Below are 19,897 nucleotides of genomic sequence, written 5' to 3'. Positions count from 1 at the left end.
AGATTTTCCGTAGCCTAGGTTTGAATATGCTCTACTCAGACTTTGCTATTTCTACGTATTGCAATTATTTGCACTGTGATTGCGGCAATGAGAAATACAATTGCCAATTGATAAACCGCATGTAAGCCTGCTTCAACCTTATAAGTATTTGCTGTTGCAATATCTGTGATGTCAGAAACTGAAGCAAAAATGGTACTCATTACTGATGCCCCCGTAAGCAACCCTAAGTTTCTTGATAAATTCAATATTCCTGAAATACTGCCGCGTGTTTGAGGCAAAGTATTAATCATTGTTAGCGTATTGTTAGTCGATAAAAAGGTTGCATAGCCAACCCCCATAGTAATTAAGCAAAAAAGATATCCCATCAAGCCATATGTCACTTTTAATAAAGTCATACATACTGCGGCAAGCGTAAGGATGAAGAGTCCAATTAAAATAATTTTTCTCAGGGCGAATAGTTTTGCAATTCGCCCGATGAAAAAAGACGTAATTGCTACTGTTATCGGACTTGCTGCCATAGCAATACCCGCTTGTGTTGTATTAAAGTCAAACACTATCGTTAAGTAAAATGGCCCAATAACGAGAGAACTCATAACCACTATTGAAACAATAAAATTGTTTATCAAGCTTAAAGTTAACCCTCCGTCTTCGAACATTGAGAGTTTTATTAATGGGTATAGTGAATTTCGTTCGACACTAATAAATGCCAATAAAAACAGCACTGAAAATGAACACAATACGAAGTTCGTTATATCAAAACCGTTTCCTGTAAGTTTGATACTAAGTGTATACGCTAGGATTGCTGAAGAAAGTAGGAATATGCCTTTATAATCAACTGATATAGGAGATTTACTCTTTACCTGTGAATCGCATGGCAGGTGTTTTTTTGCCAGTACATAAATTAACATCCCTATAGGGATGTTAATCAGAAAGATTATCTGCCAATTAAAGCTATCAACAATTAGACCACTGAAAACTGGACCTAATCCCGTGCCTATTGCAGACATGCTACCAATGAGCCCCATTATAGAGGCAATTCTATTTTTGGGAAAAACATCACTAACGATAGCCATGGTAACGGCTATCAAGATTGCCCCCCCTATACCTTGAAATACTCTCATACCAACGAGTAGCCATAAATTTTGTATAAGCCCACCTAATCCTGCAGAGGTCGAGAATATAACCAAGCCCATAAGAAATAATCGTTTACGTCCGAAAATATCACTAAGTCGGCCTGCAACAACTAGCGCTGATGTCAAAGACAACATATAAGCGATAATCACCCACTGTACATGACTAAAAGTAGTATTAAGACTTGATACCAATTCTGGCAATATAATATTTACACTGCTTATTGCGAGCGATGCAATTAATGTTGCTAAGGAGAGTACAATTGTGACTCCTGTAGTTGAACTTTCTTTTTTTACAGATATGAGGGGGTTATCTATTTTTTGCATGATCATAACCTAACATCCACTTGAAAATTAATACCATGAAAACTATGATAGAACTTCAAGTCGACTTGAGGTCAAGAGCCAATGAGCACAAAAAATGAGATAACGATAACAGAAGTGTCAAAGCGCTCTGGTCTTCCGACTTCAGCACTTCGGTATTATGAAGAAAAAGGACTTATTAGATCGGTTGGCAGACAAGGAATAACGAGAGTCTTCAAGTCGAATATCATTGAACGACTGTCTTTGATTGCACTTGCTCGTCATGCCGGTTTTGCTTTAGAAGAAATAGCGGCTATGTTTTCCCCAAGTGGCAAGCCTACAATTGATAGAGAACAACTTTTAGAAAAAGCTGAACTATTGGAAAAGAAGATTAAACAGTTTGAAGTAATGCGTGACGGACTTAAACATGTAGCTAATTGCCCTGAAGACAATCAGCTTGACTGCCCGAAGTTTCAGGCATTAATTTCAAAAGCTGCCAGAACTCAATTATTAGAAGACAGAAAAACCAAGTTTAAATAATTTTATTTTGAACATTGTAAATTGTACTTTCATAGCATTGAAAGCCTAATGGATTGCCATTATTCACAAAGCTCACAACAGTGTCGATATTAACCTTAAGCTAATAATTTGAATATAAGCTTACAGTAACTTTTCGTACTGTTGGACTTAAAGCCAACAATCAGTGACGAATATTATTCTTGTTTTTGGTCTCTAGACAATAGATCTGCCGCGGCAAGTTTGGCAGTTTTGCCCTGATACAACACTTGATACACTTGCTCAACTATAGGCATTTCAACATTCATACGCTCAGCTAGCATATAAACTTCTTTAGTATTACGGTAACCCTCTACCACTTGACCAATATCTGCCATTGCTTGTTCAACAGCCAAGCCCTGCCCTAATGCTAAACCAAAACGACGGTTTCGCGACTGATTATCGGTACAGGTTAATACTAAATCACCTAAACCTGCCATTCCCATAAATGTTGCAGGGTCAGCATCTAACGCTACCCCTAATCGCGTCATTTCAGCTAAGCCACGTGTAATTAATGCCGTACGCGCATTGGCACCAAAACCAATACCATCGGCAATGCCTGCGCCAATAGCAACAACATTTTTCACAGCGCCACCTAATTGCACCCCTATAAAATCTTTATTTGGGTAAACACGAAAACATTTTTCACAATGCAATAAGTCTGACAATTCTGATGCAAAGTTGTCATCAGTTGACGACAAAGAAATGGCGGTAGGTAACCCTATGGCCATTTCTTTAGCAAAAGTGGGTCCTGACAATACAGCTAATGCCACTTTATCACCCAAAATTCGTTTAGCGACATTTTGTAATAAATCGCCCGATTGAGGGTCTAAGCCTTTTGTTGCCCAAGCAACTTTAGCCTCTGGATTAAGCATAGGTTGAATATCTTTCAACATATTCCCAAAAGCATGACTAGGCACAACCACTAATATATTATCACTCGCCGTAACGGCTGCCGCCAAATCAGTGGTTGGTTCTAAACTGTCAGGAAAGGGACAATCAGCTAAATATTTAGTATTTTCACGTGCACTAATCATGTCATTAACTTGGTTAGCGTCACGGCCCCATAATAAAGTTTTATGACCATTTCTAGCCAAACAAATAGCTAATGCTGTGCCGTACGAACCAGCACCCAATACTGTGATTTTGGCGGAAGCAGTCATAAATACCTTATTATATACAAGAAATGAAGTTTAGCGCAGAAAAAGAAGCGAGCTCTGAAAACACCTAAATAACTTTGGGGTAACAGCAAACTCGCGCCTTAGTATTCTTAATTAATGTGTTTCTGCACTTTCTGGTGCGTTAACTTGTGCTTCTGCAGCGCGTTGCTTCACATAAGAAGCGAATAATGCTTCAAAGTTTACTGGTGACAAGTTAAATTGTGGGAATGAACCACGGTTCACTAAACTTGCTATGGCTTCACGAGCATATGGGAATAAAGTGGTTGGGCAAAAAGCACCAATAGTATGTGCTAATTGTGGTTCAGGTAAATTACCAATAGTGAAAATACCCGCTTGTTGTACTTCAGCTAAAAAGGCTGTTTGATCTTCAACCGTTGCCGTCACAGTTACCGCTAAAATAACTTCATATGTATCATCACCTATTTTGTTAGAACGAGTATCTAAGTCTAACTTAATTTCTGGCTTCCATTCTTTTTGAAAAATAGCAGGAGAATTTGGCGTTTCAAATGAAACATCTTTTGTATAAATACGTTGAATAGCAAATTGTGGTTGTGCTGGTGCATCTGTTGTTGCGGCTTCGCCTGCTGGATTTTGGTTTTCATCACTCATGGGAGTTTTCCTGTATTTTATATAAAAATTTAATATCTGTTTTATTCTATTTTGTTTTTACGCTTTCTTTCAATCGTTGTTACTTATTCTCTGATAGCAAAGCATCAAGCTGATTATTCCTGTCTAAAGCGACCAATTGATCACAACCACCTACATGAACATCATCAATAAAGATTTGTGGAACAGTATAACCACCCTTACTGCGTTCTATCATTTTTTCGCGTAATGCCACATCACCATCAATACTTATTTCATTAACTTGTAATGACGGGGTTTGCAATTGTTTCTGTTCAAGTAATGCCATTGCATGAGAACAAAAAGGACAATATGCTTTTGTATAAATATCGACTTTTGCCATAACCTCAATTCCTCTTGGAGCGCATTTTATTGCACATTGTCTAAAGTGTTTAGTCAGTTACGAGCAACACAACATTTATTTTTTCGTTACGGGTAAGCCGGCACCTGTCCAAGCTCCCATACCACCTTTTAATATACTAACGCGGGCAAAACCTGCTTTATGTAAATCATTGGCAATTTTTGTTGCGCTAAGACCAGCACTACATACAACTATGATGGGATTTTCTTTGTACTTTTCAAGGCTAGCAAAACCATTTTTGTTGATTTTTTCATTTGATAGATTTACTGAATCAAGAATATGGCTTGCGTTAAAATCTTTTTCTGAACGAATATCAAGGGCAACACCTTGCTCTCTATTCATTAAAAACGTTAAGTCTTGTGGGCTTATTTGCTTAACTGGTGATAAATTAATTTTAATCGTTGTTACGATGATCATCACGACAAGGGCAACCCATATCGCACTTAACATGCCATTATTGCTAGCAAACGTAATAAATTGTTCCATAAATGAGGGCTCTATTAGTAAATAGTAAAAGGGGTATTTTTTTATAAATCATTTTTTTGTAAATCATAATAAATAAAAAAATCGACACATTATACCCAAGCTGCTTGGAATTGCGAGTTTAGTTATTGGCATTAGTAACCCCTAATGAATCATTTCTTACTTAATTAAATACAGATCTGTGTGTACAATGTTGATAATTTAATTTTGAACACCATACAAGGCTACTAGCATATGTCTAATAAAGAAGTGTCTAATAAAGCAATTACCCAAAAAAAATCAACTGTACTCATTATTTTAGATGGCTGGGGATATCGCGAGCAAGCAAACTCCAATGCAATACAAGCAGCTAACACGCCTGTATTAGATAAACTTAAAGTAGATTACCCCAATATGTTAATACAAACCTCTGGCATGGCCGTAGGTTTGCCTGAAGGTCAAATGGGGAATTCTGAAGTTGGCCATGTAAATTTAGGTGCTGGACGCATTGTTTATCAAGATTTTACCCGCATTACCAAAGCGATTGAAGATGGCGAATTCTCAAAAACACCTGCATTATGCAATGCTGTCGATAAGGCCGTAACACAAAACAAAGCAGTGCATATTTTTGGTTTATTATCACCTGGTGGTGTGCACAGTCACGAAGATCATATTTTTGCCATGATTGAACTTGCCAAAGAACGCGGTGCTACACAAGTATATTTACATGCTTTTTTAGATGGACGTGATACCCCGCCACGCAGTGCAAAAAAATCATTAGAAAAAGCTCAACAAAAATTTGACCAACTTTTTACTGATTCAAGCAATGAAGGTCAAATAGCCTCAGTGATTGGTCGTTATTTTGCGATGGATAGAGATCAACGTTGGGATCGCGTTGAAGCAGCTTACGATTTAATGGTTTCAGGTATTGGCAAATACCAATATAACGATGCAATTTCTGCCCTTGAAGATGCTTACCAACGTGATGAAAATGATGAATTTGTTAGCGCAAGTGCCATTTTAGATAAACAAGGTAACGCTGTGGAGATAAGCGATGGCGATGCCTTGATTTTTATGAACTTTAGAGCCGATCGTGCTCGTCAATTTAGTCGCTGTTTTACTGAACCTGATTTTAACGGGTTTGCCCGTAAAAAGGTTCCTGCCATTAGCGATTTTGTTATGCTAACGCAGTATTCTGCTGATATTAAAGCGAATTGTGCCTTTGCACCTCAAGCACTGAATAATGTAATGGGTGAGTGGCTTGCAAAACACAACAAAACACAGTTACGTATTTCTGAAACTGAGAAATATGCACACGTTACTTTTTTCTTTAGTGGTGGTCAAGAAAGTGAATTTAAAGGCGAACAACGTATATTAGTGCCTTCACCTGATGTAGCCACTTATGATTTACAACCTGAAATGAACTCCACTCTACTCACAGACAAATTAGTTGCCGCCATTAAAAGCGGTGAACATGACTTTATTGTATGTAATTACCCCAATGGTGACATGGTTGGGCACACAGGCGATTTTGATGCCGCAGTAAAAGCATGTGAAGCGGTTGACACTTGTATTGGCCGTGTTGTCACGGCATTGCAAAAAACGGGTGGTGAATGCTTAATTACCGCCGATCATGGTAACGCCGAACAAATGTTAGATGAAACGTCAGGACAAGCACATACTGCCCATACCTGTGAGCCAGTCCCCTTAATTTATGTTGGAAGACCCGCCACACCAGAAAGCACAGGTGCCTTAAGTGATATTTCACCGACCTTATTGCATTTAATGGGAATGGAGCAACCCGAAGAAATGACTGGCTCCATATTGATGCATTTAAGTTGATGCAACTAGAGTAATGGGGCAAACTATAAGTTAATCTACAAAAATAATAACTTATTGATGTCTACAGCCATTTATTACTTCCAGAAAATAATAAGCAGCTTACTTTTAGTAAGCTGCTTATCTGTATCTATTGAATGTCTAGCAAGTACAAGTGACAACGAAAAAGCAAAACAACAAAATACTGCCAAGCTTAATGATGTGCAGCAGGCCATTGCCAAACAAGAATCCAATATATTCAAAACCAATAAAGCTCGATCCGTTTTAGAGAAACAACTAAAAGAAGATGATTTAGCCATAGCAAAAGTCGCCAAAGCCATCAGCAACACCGAACAAGCTTTAAAAGACACCCAACAAAAAATATCAGCCTTAAGCAAAGAAAAACAACAACTAACCTCTAAAAAAACAACGCAAGAACAATTACTAGCTAAGCAACTTCGCTCTGCATACACCACAGGCCAACACGACTATTTAAAATTACTATTAAATCAGGCAGAAAGTGAAAAAATTCAACGTACAATTACCTATTACCAGTATATGAATAAGGCACGTATTAACGAAATCGAAAAATTTAAAGCAACTATTGCCCAGTTAGTCACCGTAACAACCCAACACAACAGTCAAATAGAAGAACTCAAAAAGCTTAAAAAGAACCAACAAAAACAGCGCACTAAGCTGAGTGAAACTAAAAATAGTCGTAGTAAAACACTGGCTTCGTTGGGTAAAGAATTATTATCAAGCCAACAACAATTAGCCAAATTAAAAGCCGATGAGGCTAATTTAGCTGCAGCACTACAAAAGCTCGCTGCACTCATTCGCGCAGAAGTTGATTTAATGGGGTTAGGTAAACTCAAAAGAAAATTATCTTGGCCCGTTAAAGGCAAGTTGTTGCGAAGTTTTGGCAGTAGAAAACAAGGCTATTTAAAGTGGAAAGGGGTTTTGCTTGGTGCACCTGTTGGTAGGCAGGTTCAAACAATACATAACGGTACCGTTATCTTTTCAGATTGGTTAAAAGGCTATGGTTTACTCACAGTTATTGATCACGGCAAGGGGTATATGAGTTTATACGCTCATAATCAAACATTATTAAAATCCGTGGGTGAACAAGTCGAAACAGGTGAGCCTATTGCACTGGTTGGACAAAGTGGTGGGCAAGATCAAGCAGGGCTCTATTTTGAAATTCGCCATCAAGGAAAAGCGGTTAACCCAAGACTTTGGTGCCGTTAAATGGTATGCTCTGTGCTCTTATTTACGATCAAATCTAATTCAATGATTTCTGCTGTATTCAAATTTTTTCCAATTTATCTTTTTGTTTTTTCATTCGTTTTACCTACTAAATCAGCACATGCAGAGCCTGTACGTATTGCCATTATTATTGACGATATTGGTTATCGTTACACTGACAAAAATGCCTTAACATTACCTGGCGCTATTACATACGCTATTTTACCCCACACGCCTTACGGTAAAAAAATTGCCCTTAAAGCCAATGCTAAACATAAAGACGTTATGCTACATATTCCGATGGAAGCTGAAAACGGTAAAAAGCTTGGCCCTGGTGGCTTGACAAGTGCAATGAATGAAAAAGAAATTGTAGCAAGTTTAAATGCCTCTTTAGCTGAAATTCCCTTTGCTATTGGTATTAATAACCATATGGGTAGTCATTTAACACAGTTAGATGATCCAATGATTTGGACAATGACTTTTTTAAAGCAACACCATTTGCTCTTTTTAGACAGTAAAACTAGCCCTAACTCTAAAGCTGAAGACATCGCAAGATTAATGGGGGTTCCGGTGCATAACCGCCATGTGTTTCTTGATAATAACTTAACAGAAAGCTATATTACCAAACAATTTAATTTATTGATTAATCAAGCAAAATCTCAAAAAATGGCCATTGCTATTGCCCACCCACACCCTGAAACAATTGCGGCATTAAAACGTTTAATACCTACGTTAGCCAAAAATAATATTGAGCTTGTACCACTTTCAGCTTTGTATTCAACCTTTAAAGATTATCAAACCCAATTAGTTATTAGTGAATAAAACACTAGGGCCTTATATGGACTCCCCGCAGTGTTAAAAAATTACTACCCCTTAATTCTATTTTCTCGCAATATTTGATGAAGATATTTAACAGGAATAGCATACGTAATACCGCTAGGGTTACTTATCACATCTTCTTTCGTGGTTTGTACAAAAACTTTATTGATAATACCTAATACTTCACCTGTTTTCATATCATACATAGCACTGCCGCTATTGCCTGGATAGGCAGTGGCATCTAACTGATAAGCCATATAAGGGTTACGCATTCGCTTAAGCATTTTCAAGCTTATTTGCCCAGCGGTTTGCGCTGGCACTACGGTGGGCGTAGTGCTAGAGATTATGCCACGATGGGTCACAGGGTATAATCCTAACACGGCACCAATGGGAAACCCCGTAAAGGCAATATAGGTGCCGTCACCTCTAAACTTTTCATTAGCTAACGTCATGGCAGGTAATGCTGCACCTGATAATTTTAAAATAGCTAAATCATACTCTGAAGAAGTGGCCACTATTTTCGCTTGTCGAACTATTGCCTCTTTTCCCGAACCGATGAATACCGCCATTTTCTGTAATAAATTTTCATCTAACTCTGTCGGCAATACATGCGCATTCGTTACCACATAGTGTCCGTCACCAATAACAAAACCTGTTCCTCGTAAAATATTTTGCGGTCTACTCGTTGGTGTGTGAATACCAATACCCACAACCGAAGGTTTAATTTTTGCGACTAGGTCAACAAATTCTGCTTTTGCGATATTAGTGAACATCACCAATACAACAAAAAATAATCCGAGTGTTAATCTCATACGTTTCCTTTTTGCCTTTCTTTTTATGGATCAAGGCATTATTATCGTTAATAGTTAGTTTAACTCAAATTAACCAATAATCGTACATTCGCAATATTACTACAATTGACCATACTTAATAGTAGGCTATGCATAATAAAAGGATCAGAATGAATAATAGCATTGTTCCTATTTTTGCGGGAGGAGGCACCCGATTACCAGCCCATTTAGGTGTATTAAAAGCACTAGAAGAGTTAACAATTCCTTTCAACAGTTTAGTGGGTGTATCTGGAGGAAGTATTGTTGCAAGTTTTCATGCCGCAGGCCTATCATTAGAAGAAAGTAAAAATATCGCCTTCAATACTGATTATAATCAATTTCGAGAATTTTCATTATTCAAATTAATTAGATACGGGGGCTTAAGTTCTGGCGATATTTTTGAGCAATGGGTTGATAAAAAGTTATCAGGCAAAACGTTTGCTGATTTAGATAAAGACTTACATATAGTGGCGACGGATGTTGCTAATGGCAAACCCGTTATTTTTAACAGAGCTAAAACGCCCCAAATGAAAGTGTCAAAAGCGGTGCGATTTTCTATGTCAATTCCACTTGTTTTTAGTTTCAAGTCTTTCGGAAAGCACATTATGGTTGATGGCAGTATATTATCTGAAGATGCTTTACATCGAGACTGGGACGCAAAAGGAACCCCAGTATTATGCTTTCGTTTGCGTAGCGAAAATGAATATGACGAAATAAAAGTATCAGGAATATTCCCTATTTTTAACTATATCACGCTATTAATTCGTGCATTTATGACCACTATTTCTCGGGAATATATCAATGAAAACTTTTGGCATAATACCATTGTTATTAACACAGGCTCATGTTCAGGCATTGATTTTAAAATGTCGCAAGCACAAAAAAATACGTTATTTGATATTGGCTACAATACAGCAAAAGAAATTATTCCAATTAAAACAAAAATAACAGCCATTAAAGACCCTATATTTAATACAACAATATGATAAGTTACAATTATAATTGAAAAAGAACATTTAGCTTTAAAAAGAACATTTAGCTTTAAAAAGACAACACTATTAAATCTCGCAGGTAATCCGAGTAAGGGTTATACTGTGTTATAACCAAACGAGTATCAACATGATAACTTGGAAATAAAATGAACTGGAATAAACGCTTGCTAAATACTCCTATTATTGGCGATATTACAAAAAAGCTCGCCTCCATGAAGGTGAGTCATGACGCAAATAATATTGCTGAACATTTTACCAAATTTTTAGAGCCCCAAGTTGCGCTTAATAATGCATTAAAAGAAGAAGCATTTAAAATACGTCATAATGTGTATTGTGAAGAATTAGCTTTTGAGGAAGTTAAAGAAGGTGGCCTAGAAAAAGATGAATTTGATGATCAATCAATTTTTTCATTAATCAAACACAAACCTTCAAATAACTACACAAGCTGTGTACGCTTGGTAAAAATTATAAAGGAAGGACAGCTTTTACCCATAGAAAAATTTTGTCTAGACTCTATTACCAATGAGGAACTGCACCCAAGACGCTTTAACAGAAATGAAATTTGTGAAATTTCACGGCTCGCAGTTAAAGCTGATTTTAGACGCCGTAAAACAGATCAATTTAAAGGCTCTGGTACAGGTGCAATACAAGAAACAACCTACTCTGAGGTTGAATTACGTTGTTTCCCTTTTATCGCCATTGGCCTATATATGGCAGCAGCAACCATGGCAATAGATACAGGTCTAAAACATGTTTATGTGATGATGGAACCAAGACTAGCACGTAGTATGAAATTTGTTGGTATTAAGTTTCAACCGCTTGGAGAACCTATTGAATATCATGGTTTAAGAGCGCCGTACTATATAAACCCTGAAATATTTCTGTCTAACCTTTCTCCAGGCTTTAAACATTTGTACAAAACGATAGAACTTGATATATCGCAACAACTCAATAGCTTAACTTGATGCTTATTACTCAAAAGAGGCAACGAGTAGTAAAAACACACTACTCGCTACAATTGTTATTATTTTAATAAGCGCTGTTTTTTCTCTTTCTGCGCTGTCGATACGGCATCCACTTTTCCCAAAATATCTTTCGCTTCTTTGTTCATGTTATTCGCTAATAATGCTTCCGCAAAATTCAACATAATATCAGTATCTTTGCCTTGTGATAATTCAAAAGCTTCTTTTGCTTTCAGTAACGCAGCACCTTTCTTATTAGACTTAAGTAAGGCTTGAGCATAAGTATCAACTACATTAGGTATTTTAGGAGCTAACTCATAAGCTTGTTTAGCATATTCTGCTGCTTGAATATTTTTACCTTGATCCATATAAAGCCACGATAAATTATTTAATGCCACAACGTTATTGGGTGTAGCCTTAATCAGCCGTTCATATTCAACTATGGCTTTGTCTTGATGTTCAGCTAAATACATATTCGCTAAACTTAATGATATTTTAGGGTTAAGTTTATTATCAAGTGAATCCTGCTCAACTTGGCGCTCTAATAATTTTATCGCCTCATCTTTTTGATCATTGGCATCTAAAGCAAAAGCTAGATAGGTTGCATTAATACTAGTAGGTTGAGCCTGATACTGTTGTTTTAATTTAGGTACGGCTGCTGAAAACTCTTTGTCTAATAAAAGAATTCGTCCTTCAATACCCGCAATTAAATTTTCATTAATATCAAACTTTTCAATCGTTTTTAACAATACTTTAGCATCATTGATTAAATTATTATTTAATAAAAGCTGCATTTTCACTAAATGTAACATGACATTTTGAGGATGATTTTTAAACGCACCATTTAAAACATTCAACGCTTTGTCTGGTGCTTTTTTATTTGCCCAGTAGTTTGCTAACAAAAAGACTGGTTCGATATGATAGGCATTCGTGTTATGCCACTGTTCTAAAAGTAATAATATGTCCTTTCCGTCTGTTTGTTTGGCATTAGCAGACAACAATAATTGCCAATAGCGTTTCGGTGTTTTTACACTTACATCATAAGCATCTAATACAGAGCTTGCTTGTTTAAATTGCTCTAGTTGCATCAATGACTGAGCTAACAAAATACCATATTTAATATCTTTTGCATGGTTTTGCTGAGCCTGAGTAATTACCTTTAAGCCAGTTTTATCTTTATGAAATTCGAAATATAGTCCAAGTACTTCAATAGCTTCAGGGTGCGCTTTAAGTGCTTGTTCAGTTAACGACACGGCAAGCTCTTTATCTTTTTCATGGTTTGCCAGTTTTACCAGTTGTGTTAATGCATATACATTATTTGGTTCTATTTCTAAGCTTTTTTCTAATGCTGCCTTGCCTTCTGCGAGTTTATTCTCTTTTAAAAAAATAGTCGCTTTTAGATTATAGCCCCCGGCATTGGTTGGATATTTCTTTAACCATTTATCTGCAATTGCCGTTGCCCGTGCTAAATCATCTGATTTAATCGAAGCAAAGGCCAAAGCAAGCTCTGCCGAAATTAACTCTGGATTTTGTTGTACCGCCAACTCTAATGTATCAATCCCCGAAGGATCGTTCATTAATAACTTCAACACACCTGCTCTTGCCGTTTGCTCTGCGGTCATACCATTTGATGCCGCTGCGTAATTAGCCATTTCTTTGGCTTTTTCTAAAGCACCAACTTCCAACAATTCATAACTTAGAGTTGAGAGAAACTGGGCATTCTCTTTTGAAGTTGAGTCATAGTCTGTTAACGTCTCGCTAATATCATCTATTAAACCAAGTTGTAACTGGCTTATCGCAAGCATTCTTCTAGCTGGATGCTCAGGAGCAATATAAGGAAGTAACTCTTTTAAATGGTGGTTGCTTTGCTCGTAATTTTGTAAATAAAATGCGCTAGCACCTGCCACTAGCTTCAATCTAAAATTCTTAAAGCCAGAGCTTAATGATTGATTTGCTATGCTACTCGCTGCTTCATAATCTTTCTTCTCAAAGCGCACCATAGCCTTGATATATAATAAAAAAGGCTGATTTGGGATTTTAGCTAAAATTGAATCAGCAATTTTTTCTGCTTCATCAAATTGACCATTTTTCACTAGTGAATCAGCTAAAAATATTTGCGCCCTACCTGAGTTTGGTTGAAGTTTTAAGTATTGGCTAAAACTATCTGCAGCTAAAGCATAATCATTTTGCGCTGTTGCTATTTGACCTTGTAGCATCAAAGCATCAACATTATCGGGATTTGCAACTAAAATTCGTTCTACCGAAGTATTGGCAAGATCTAATTTTTGTTCAAAGAAGGCTAAATAAGCATTTGCTAGCATACTGTAACTATCACTTTGAGAAACAGAAAACGCAGCTTCTACCGTTTCTTGTGCAAGTGCTTTATTATCTGTTCGTAATGCTGCCATCACTTTATAAGCTAAATATTGTGTATTTGAAGTTGCTAGCAATTTTTCTTGCGAAGAAAGCGCCAAAATATCTTCATCATATTCTGCCAACATATAAGCACGAGCTAGCAAGGGCAGTACTTGATCTACACTGAATTTAAACTTATTGGCTCGTTCAAGTTCTTTTATTGCGTTTTCTGCATCCCCCATATTTAAATAGAGTTTACCTAATAAAAATCTCGCTTGAGCATTCTTAGCATCAAGTTTAAGCGCATTTTTTAACGAAATAATAGCCGCACTATCTTGTTGCTCAATAATCTGACTTTCTGCTTTACTAATATAGGTTTGTGCAGATTCATTATCTCCACACGCGCTTATTGCTAAAATAAGGCTTGCACATACGGTTGATTTTATAAATTTCATTTAACGTTCCTGTTTGGGGATGATAATCCCTCTTTAAACTTGCCGGCACAATAAACTTTAACATCGCGCAATAAATTACGCCCTACAAAAATATACTATCCCAATACGCATAATCGCCAATATTTGACACTATTCTTTTTCGTAATGGATTTGCCACTATATACCTTGCCACCTGCTTTCTATCTTCACATTTTCTTAAGGATCTATCAAAAAAACCCTGCTGCCAAATTGATTCAGATTGCGCTAATTCAATATTAATCTTTCTTGCGGTACTACCCTTCAAGTGTTTAATCGTTTGAGATAACGATAAGTTTTCACCTAACCTTAACAAGCCATGGAAGTGATCTGGCATTAACACCCATGTTAGCCAAAGACAGTCACAGTGAACTTCATTTATAGCAATTGTTTTACAAAAAAGTTTTGCCAAATTTTCATTTAAGAATATATTTATTCTATCTTTGCACACAAAAGTTACAAAATACTCTCTGTTACTTTCACTATATCTACCTTTGTATAAGTCCGTCCGTGGCATAATAATTCCTCCTGAAAATAGTATGTTGGCGCAATAAATTACGCCCTACAATAACCCCCCATGTAGGGTAGAATTCATTCGACAAATTGGCGCAATAAATTACGCTCTACAATACCCCTCCATGTAGGGTAGAATTCATTCTACAAATTGGCGCAATAAATTACGCCCTACAATACCCCCCATGTAGGGTAGAATTTATTCGACAAATTGGCGCAATAAATTACGCTCTACAATAAAACCACCCCATGTAGGGTAGAATTCATTCTTACATTCATTGCAATAACAATGCTAAAACCTCTTGGGTTTTTTCCTTCATCAATTCTATATTACCTTTAGACTCTACATTTAATCGTACCACAGGCTCAGTATTACTGCTGCGTAAATTAAAACGCCAATTACCAAATTCCATGCTAATACCATCCGTTTCATCTATCACTTGCGCACTCTTCTGATAGGCACTAAAAACTCGCTCAATGGCTTTTTTAGGATCAGCAATTTTATTGTTAATCTCACCTGATGAGGGATAGGCTTCAATACGGGCTTTAACTAAGCTTGATAACGGTTGTTTACGTAAGCACACCAGTTCAGCAATGAGTAACCAAGGGATCATGCCACTATCACAATAGAAAAAATCACGGAAGTAATGATGAGCACTCATTTCACCACCATAAACAGCATCTTCACTACGCATACGTTCTTTGATAAACGCATGGCCTGTTTTACTTTGAATAGCCTGACCGCCAGCTTGTTCAACAATATCAATAGTATTCCATGTTAAACGTGGGTCATGTATAACTTTTTGAATTTTAGCGTCACGTTTAATGTCGTTAGCCGCTTTAACAAGGAAGTTTTCCGCTAATAAGCCAACAATATAATAGCCTTCAATAAATTCGCCTTGTTCATCAAACAAGAAACATCGGTCAAAGTCACCATCCCAAGCTATACCCATGTCAGCATTGTGTTTGATTACCGCATCTCGCGTAGCCGATCTATTCTCAACCAATAACGGATTAGGAATACCATGAGGAAAATTACCGTCGGGTTCATGGTAAACTTTAATAAATTCAACAGGTACTTTTAATTGTGCAAAAGTCTTTTCAATAACATCTAGTGCAGGTCCTGCTGTACCATTTCCTGCATTAACAACTAATTTCAGCGGCGTTTTACGTAATGAAAAATTATTAACATCAATATACGTTAATAAATGTTGCGTATAAGCTTGGCTAATATCATACGTTGATATTTCGCCTCTTTTAGCAACCTCTGTAAACTCATTTTGTTCGGCTAACGCTTTAATATCCAAAAGCCCCGTATCACCACTAATAGGTTTAGAATTTTCTCGAACTAACTTCATACCGTTATAATCAATTGGGTTATGACTTGCCGTGACAATAATACCACCATCGCACGTTAAGTAGCTGGTCGCAAAATAGATATGCTCAGTACCACTTAAGCCAATATCGATCACATTAGCTCCACCGTCCATCAAACCATTAGCCAGTGCTAACTTCAATTCTTCGCTGGTTAAACGTACATCACCACCAACCACCACTTTCTTAGCACCCGTATGCTGAGCAAAAGCCCGCCCGATACGGTAGGCAATATCACTATTTAATTCTTCACCAAGCTTGCCTCGAATATCGTAAGCTTTAAAACAGGAAAGAAGTTTCGAGTCATTAGTCTCAAGTTGTGAAGGCTTATCCTTCAAAATATTATTCATTATTATTTAACCTTAACTGTCATTCGCGCAATAAATTACGCCCTACAATAACCACCCCATGTAGGGTAGAATTCATTCTACAAGTTGGCGCAATAAATTACGCCCTACAATAACCCCCCATGTAGGGTAGAATTTATTCTACAAATTGGCGCAATAAATTACGCCCTACAATAACCCCCCATGTAGGGTAGAATTCATTCTACAAATTGGCGCAATAAATTACGCCCTACAAAAACACCACCCCATGTAGGGTAGAATTCATTCTACAAATTGGCGCAATAAATTACGCTCTACAATAAAACCACCCCATGTAGGGTAGAATTCATTCTACAAATTGGCGCAATAAATTACGCCCTACAATAAAATCCACCCCATGTAGGGTAGAATTCATTCTACAAGTTGGCGCAATAAATTACGCCCTACAATTATGCTCTACCGTATTTATCTTCAAAACGTACAATATCATCTTCACCTAAATAACTACCTGATTGTACTTCAATCATCTCTAATGGTAATTTTCCGGGGTTTTCTAATGCATGCACAACACCAATAGGGATATAAGTTGACTGATTTTCACTTAATAAAATAGTTTTATCATCCAAGGTTACTTTCGCTGTTCCTGACACAATAATCCAGTGTTCAGCTCGATGATGATGCATTTGCACCGACAATTTAGCCCCCGGATTAACCGTAATACGTTTTACTTGAAAACGTTCACCACTATCAACACTGTCGTATTTACCCCAAGGTCGATATACCTCTCTATGCAATTTTGTTTCAGAACGTTGTAATGTTTTCAATTCATTCACAATATCTTTAACATTCTGTACTTTGCTCTTATCCGCTACTAAAACAGCATCAGGGGTGTCTATCACTACCAAGTTATCAACACCTAACGTAGCAATCAGCTTATTTTGACTATGAACGTAACTATTACGAGTGTCATGCGCAATAACATCACCTTTAAGCACATTGTGCTGTGCATTTTGCTGACAAACTTCCCAAAGGGCTGAATAAGAGCCTACATCACTCCAACCAGCATCAAGAGGGACTACAACCGCATCTGCTGTTTTCTCCATTACCGCATAATCAATTGACTCATCAGCACACTGTAAAAAAGCCTCACGGTCAGGACGGGTAAAGTCGAGATCTTTTTCAACCTCCCTCATCGCGTTTCGGCAAGCGGCTAAAATATCAGGTCTGAAACGTTCAAGCTCTTCAATATAACGACTTGCTTTAAACAAAAACATGCCACTATTCCACAAATACTCACCCGAAGCTAAATAGGCTTTCGCTGTAACTTCATTTGGCTTTTCAACAAATTGAGCAACTTGATATGTAGACCCTTGTTGGTCACAGTCATGTTGACTGCCTTTTTTAATATAACCATAGCCTGTTTCAGCATGCGTAGGCACAATACCAAAAGTCACTAATTTGCCTTGTTGCGCCGAAACAGCAGCCACACTCACCGCTTGATGAAATTTATCAGTGTCTTTAATAACATGATCGGCAGCGAGTACTAATAACAAAGTATCTTCATTTGCAGCCAAAGCATTTAATGCCGCTAACGCAACTGCTGGTGCTGTATTTTTACCCTGTGGTTCCAGCAAAATTGTCGCGTCACGACACTTAACCTGTTTAACTTGTTCCGCCACTAAAAAACGATGATCTTCATTACAAATAAATACAGGAGCTTGATGATTTTCAGGTAAACGCGCTAGCGTGTCTTGCAACATACTGGTGTCATTAACCAAAGATAAAAATTGTTTAGGGAATTGTGAACGGGATAATGGCCATAGTCGTGTACCACTGCCGCCGCACGTAATAACCGGCGAAATAACTGTTGAAGAAGGTTTTACTGAGTTCATTCATCTTCCATTTTATTTAGTGTTAAACATTAAAAGAGCCGTGATAGAACATAATAATAGTTTTTTTAAAAAAATATAAGCGTTTTAATACCTTATTAACAATAACTGCGGTAAATTAAGCTAATCTATATATTTCCACATCAATCTGCATGAATAAGTATCACTTTAACACTATACTTTTTTCATCTATGTTCAATAACTAGCTTAGTGTTATATAGGAGAATTAAATGTTTAACTATGAGGAAGCCTTTTCTCGCAATATTGGTTGGGTTACCAAAGAAGAACAACAAAAATTAAGAAATACAAAAGTTGCTATTGGTGGCTTAGGTGGTGTTGGTGGCGATCATACTATAGTTCTCACAAGACTCGGCATTAGTAACTTTCACATTTCTGATCTAGACGATTATGATGTTGCAAATTTTAACCGTCAAGCAGGTGCCAACATGTCTACATTGGGTAAGCCCAAGGCTGCGGTAATGGAAGAAACAATAAAAGGCATTAACCCTGAAGCAACTGTAAAGAACTTTGACAACGGTATTAATGAAGAAAATTTGGAAGAATTTTTAGACGGTGTGGATATCTATGTTGATAGCTTAGATATATTTTGTTTAGATATTCGCCGTAAAGTATTTAGGCGTTGTTATGAAAAAGGCATCCCGACCATAACAGCAGCGCCAATGGGTATGGGTACCGCTTTTCTTGTTTTTATGCCTGGAAAAATGTCTTTTGACGAATACTTTGCTATTGTTGACCCTTCACCAAATACCAGTGAGAGTAAAAAAGCACAAATTTTTAATGATAATATCATTCGATTTGTCATTGGTGTTTCACCTTCGGTACAACAACGGCACTATTTAGTTGAGCGAGCTTCAGTTAATTTTCTTAAACAAAAAGTACCTTCCACTTGCATGGGCATTTCATTAGCCGCAGGCACATTATGTACTAATGTTTTAAAAATAATTCTTAACCGTGGTGAAGTCATTCATGCCCCGCATGGGTTACACTTTGACGCTTACAGAAATAAATTAATAAAAACGTGGCGACCTTGGGGTAATAAAAATCCTATTCAAAAATATATGTTTTGGCGAGTTAAACAGTTATTAAAAGATAATAATTAACAGGCTTATAACAGCACTCTGCGCAATAAATTACGCCCTACAAAAATACCAGCCAAGGTAGGGTAGAATTTATTCTACAAAGTGGCGCAATAAATTACGCCCTACAAAAATACCAGCCAAGGTAGGGTAGAATTCATGCTACAAAGTGGCGCAATAAATTACACCCTACAAAAACACTAGCCCATGTAGGGTAGAATTTATTCTACAAATTGGCGCAATGAATTACGCCCTACAAATAAAACCAACCAAGGTAGGGTAGAATTCATTCTACAAATTGGCGCAATAAATTACGCACTACAATAAAAACCAGCCCATGTAGGGTAGAATTCATTCTACAAATTGGCGCAATGAATTACGCCCTACAATAAAACCAACCCATGTAGGGTAGAATTCATTCTACAAGTTGGCGCAATAAATCACGCCCTACAAAAACACTAGCCAAGGTAAGGTAGAATTTATTCTACAAAGTGGCGCAATGAATTACGCCCTACAAAAACACTAGCCAAGGTAGGGTAGAATTTATTCTACAAAGTGGCGCAATAAATTACGCCCTACAAAAACACCAGA

Annotated in this window: 17 protein-coding genes; 7 read left to right on the top strand and 10 right to left on the bottom strand. The window is 37.1% G+C overall.

Features of this window, described 5'->3' with window-relative positions; all coding sequences use genetic code 11:
• Positions 1-35: 35 nt before the first annotated feature.
• Positions 36-1,457 (bottom strand): MFS transporter, encoded by a 1,422-nt coding sequence (locus tag ACE1OF_RS16945; RefSeq protein ID WP_448895878.1) that lies wholly within the window; start codon positions 1,455-1,457, stop codon positions 36-38.
• Positions 1,458-1,556: 99 nt separating this feature from the next.
• On the opposite strand from ACE1OF_RS16945, the gene ACE1OF_RS16940 reads away from it, so the two are divergent.
• Positions 1,557-1,973: a helix-turn-helix domain-containing protein gene (locus ACE1OF_RS16940; RefSeq protein ID WP_448895898.1), complete on the top strand. Its 417-nt coding sequence runs from the start codon at positions 1,557-1,559 to the stop codon at positions 1,971-1,973.
• 173 nt (positions 1,974-2,146) lie between these two features.
• On the opposite strand, the gene gpsA is transcribed toward ACE1OF_RS16940, so the two are convergent.
• The 4 genes from gpsA to ACE1OF_RS16920 form a co-directional block, all read right to left on the bottom strand.
• Positions 2,147-3,151, bottom strand: coding sequence for an NAD(P)H-dependent glycerol-3-phosphate dehydrogenase (gene gpsA / locus ACE1OF_RS16935; RefSeq protein ID WP_448895876.1), 1,005 nt, complete (start codon positions 3,149-3,151; stop codon positions 2,147-2,149).
• Positions 3,152-3,262: 111 nt separating this feature from the next.
• Complete coding sequence (gene secB, locus ACE1OF_RS16930; protein WP_448895875.1) at positions 3,263-3,778, bottom strand: protein-export chaperone SecB; 516 nt, start codon at positions 3,776-3,778, stop codon at positions 3,263-3,265.
• A 79-nt stretch (positions 3,779-3,857) separates the two neighbouring features.
• On the bottom strand, positions 3,858-4,136 hold the full coding sequence (gene grxC, locus ACE1OF_RS16925; protein ID WP_448895873.1) for a glutaredoxin 3: 279 nt from the start codon (positions 4,134-4,136) through the stop codon (positions 3,858-3,860).
• Between the two features lie 75 nt (positions 4,137-4,211).
• On the bottom strand, positions 4,212-4,640 hold the full coding sequence (locus tag ACE1OF_RS16920; RefSeq protein WP_448895872.1) for a rhodanese-like domain-containing protein: 429 nt from the start codon (positions 4,638-4,640) through the stop codon (positions 4,212-4,214).
• Positions 4,641-4,871: 231 nt separating this feature from the next.
• On the opposite strand from ACE1OF_RS16920, the gene gpmI reads away from it, so the two are divergent.
• Genes gpmI through ACE1OF_RS16905 form a run of 3 tightly spaced genes read left to right on the top strand, consistent with a single transcriptional unit; the run spans position 4,872 to position 8,501 of the window.
• Positions 4,872-6,458 carry a 2,3-bisphosphoglycerate-independent phosphoglycerate mutase gene (gene gpmI, locus ACE1OF_RS16915; protein WP_448895871.1) on the top strand — a complete coding sequence of 529 codons (1,587 nt, stop codon included), beginning with the start codon at positions 4,872-4,874 and terminating at the stop codon, positions 6,456-6,458.
• Positions 6,459-6,515: 57 nt separating this feature from the next.
• The gene (locus ACE1OF_RS16910; RefSeq protein WP_448895870.1) at positions 6,516-7,682 is read left to right on the top strand and encodes a murein hydrolase activator EnvC family protein; all 1,167 of its coding nucleotides are present in this window, start codon (positions 6,516-6,518) and stop codon (positions 7,680-7,682) included.
• 12 nt (positions 7,683-7,694) lie between these two features.
• Positions 7,695-8,501, top strand: a complete 807-nt coding sequence (locus ACE1OF_RS16905; RefSeq protein WP_448895868.1) for a divergent polysaccharide deacetylase family protein — start codon at positions 7,695-7,697, stop codon at positions 8,499-8,501.
• 44 nt (positions 8,502-8,545) lie between these two features.
• Here the strand turns inward: ACE1OF_RS16905 and ACE1OF_RS16900 are convergent, their stop codons facing one another.
• Complete coding sequence (locus ACE1OF_RS16900; RefSeq protein WP_448895866.1) at positions 8,546-9,310, bottom strand: S1 family peptidase; 765 nt, start codon at positions 9,308-9,310, stop codon at positions 8,546-8,548.
• Positions 9,311-9,459: 149 nt separating this feature from the next.
• Here ACE1OF_RS16900 and ACE1OF_RS16895 point away from each other — a divergent pair, with 149 nt between their 5' ends.
• Both ACE1OF_RS16895 and ACE1OF_RS16890 read left to right on the top strand, forming a co-directional pair.
• Entirely contained in the window at positions 9,460-10,314 is an 855-nt protein-coding gene (locus tag ACE1OF_RS16895; protein WP_448895865.1) for a patatin-like phospholipase family protein, read from the top strand.
• A gap of 152 nt (positions 10,315-10,466) precedes the next feature.
• Positions 10,467-11,285: a PEP-CTERM/exosortase system-associated acyltransferase gene (locus tag ACE1OF_RS16890; protein ID WP_448895864.1), complete on the top strand. Its 819-nt coding sequence runs from the start codon at positions 10,467-10,469 to the stop codon at positions 11,283-11,285.
• 59 nt (positions 11,286-11,344) lie between these two features.
• Here the strand turns inward: ACE1OF_RS16890 and prsT are convergent, their stop codons facing one another.
• The 4 genes from prsT to ACE1OF_RS16870 all read right to left on the bottom strand — a co-directional run bounded on the left by prsT (position 11,345) and on the right by ACE1OF_RS16870 (position 18,212).
• A complete protein-coding gene (gene prsT / locus ACE1OF_RS16885) occupies positions 11,345-14,092 on the bottom strand; it encodes an XrtA/PEP-CTERM system TPR-repeat protein PrsT (protein WP_448895862.1) in 2,748 nt (915 codons plus the stop codon).
• A gap of 82 nt (positions 14,093-14,174) precedes the next feature.
• A complete protein-coding gene (locus ACE1OF_RS16880; RefSeq protein WP_448895861.1) occupies positions 14,175-14,624 on the bottom strand; it encodes an REP-associated tyrosine transposase in 450 nt (149 codons plus the stop codon).
• A gap of 271 nt (positions 14,625-14,895) precedes the next feature.
• Positions 14,896-16,344 carry a phosphomannomutase CpsG gene (locus tag ACE1OF_RS16875; RefSeq protein ID WP_448895860.1) on the bottom strand — a complete coding sequence of 483 codons (1,449 nt, stop codon included), beginning with the start codon at positions 16,342-16,344 and terminating at the stop codon, positions 14,896-14,898.
• A 425-nt stretch (positions 16,345-16,769) separates the two neighbouring features.
• Entirely contained in the window at positions 16,770-18,212 is a 1,443-nt protein-coding gene (locus tag ACE1OF_RS16870) for a mannose-1-phosphate guanylyltransferase/mannose-6-phosphate isomerase (RefSeq protein ID WP_448895859.1), read from the bottom strand.
• A 227-nt stretch (positions 18,213-18,439) separates the two neighbouring features.
• On the opposite strand from ACE1OF_RS16870, the gene ACE1OF_RS16865 reads away from it, so the two are divergent.
• On the top strand, positions 18,440-19,330 hold the full coding sequence (locus ACE1OF_RS16865; RefSeq protein WP_448895858.1) for a ThiF family adenylyltransferase: 891 nt from the start codon (positions 18,440-18,442) through the stop codon (positions 19,328-19,330).
• The last annotated feature ends 567 nt before the right edge of the window (positions 19,331-19,897 follow it).

The sequence above is a fragment of the Colwellia sp. E150_009 genome, assembly GCF_053543955.1.
Note: the sequence above shows the minus strand (reverse complement) of the source record. Positions and strands in the feature narration are given on the sequence as shown.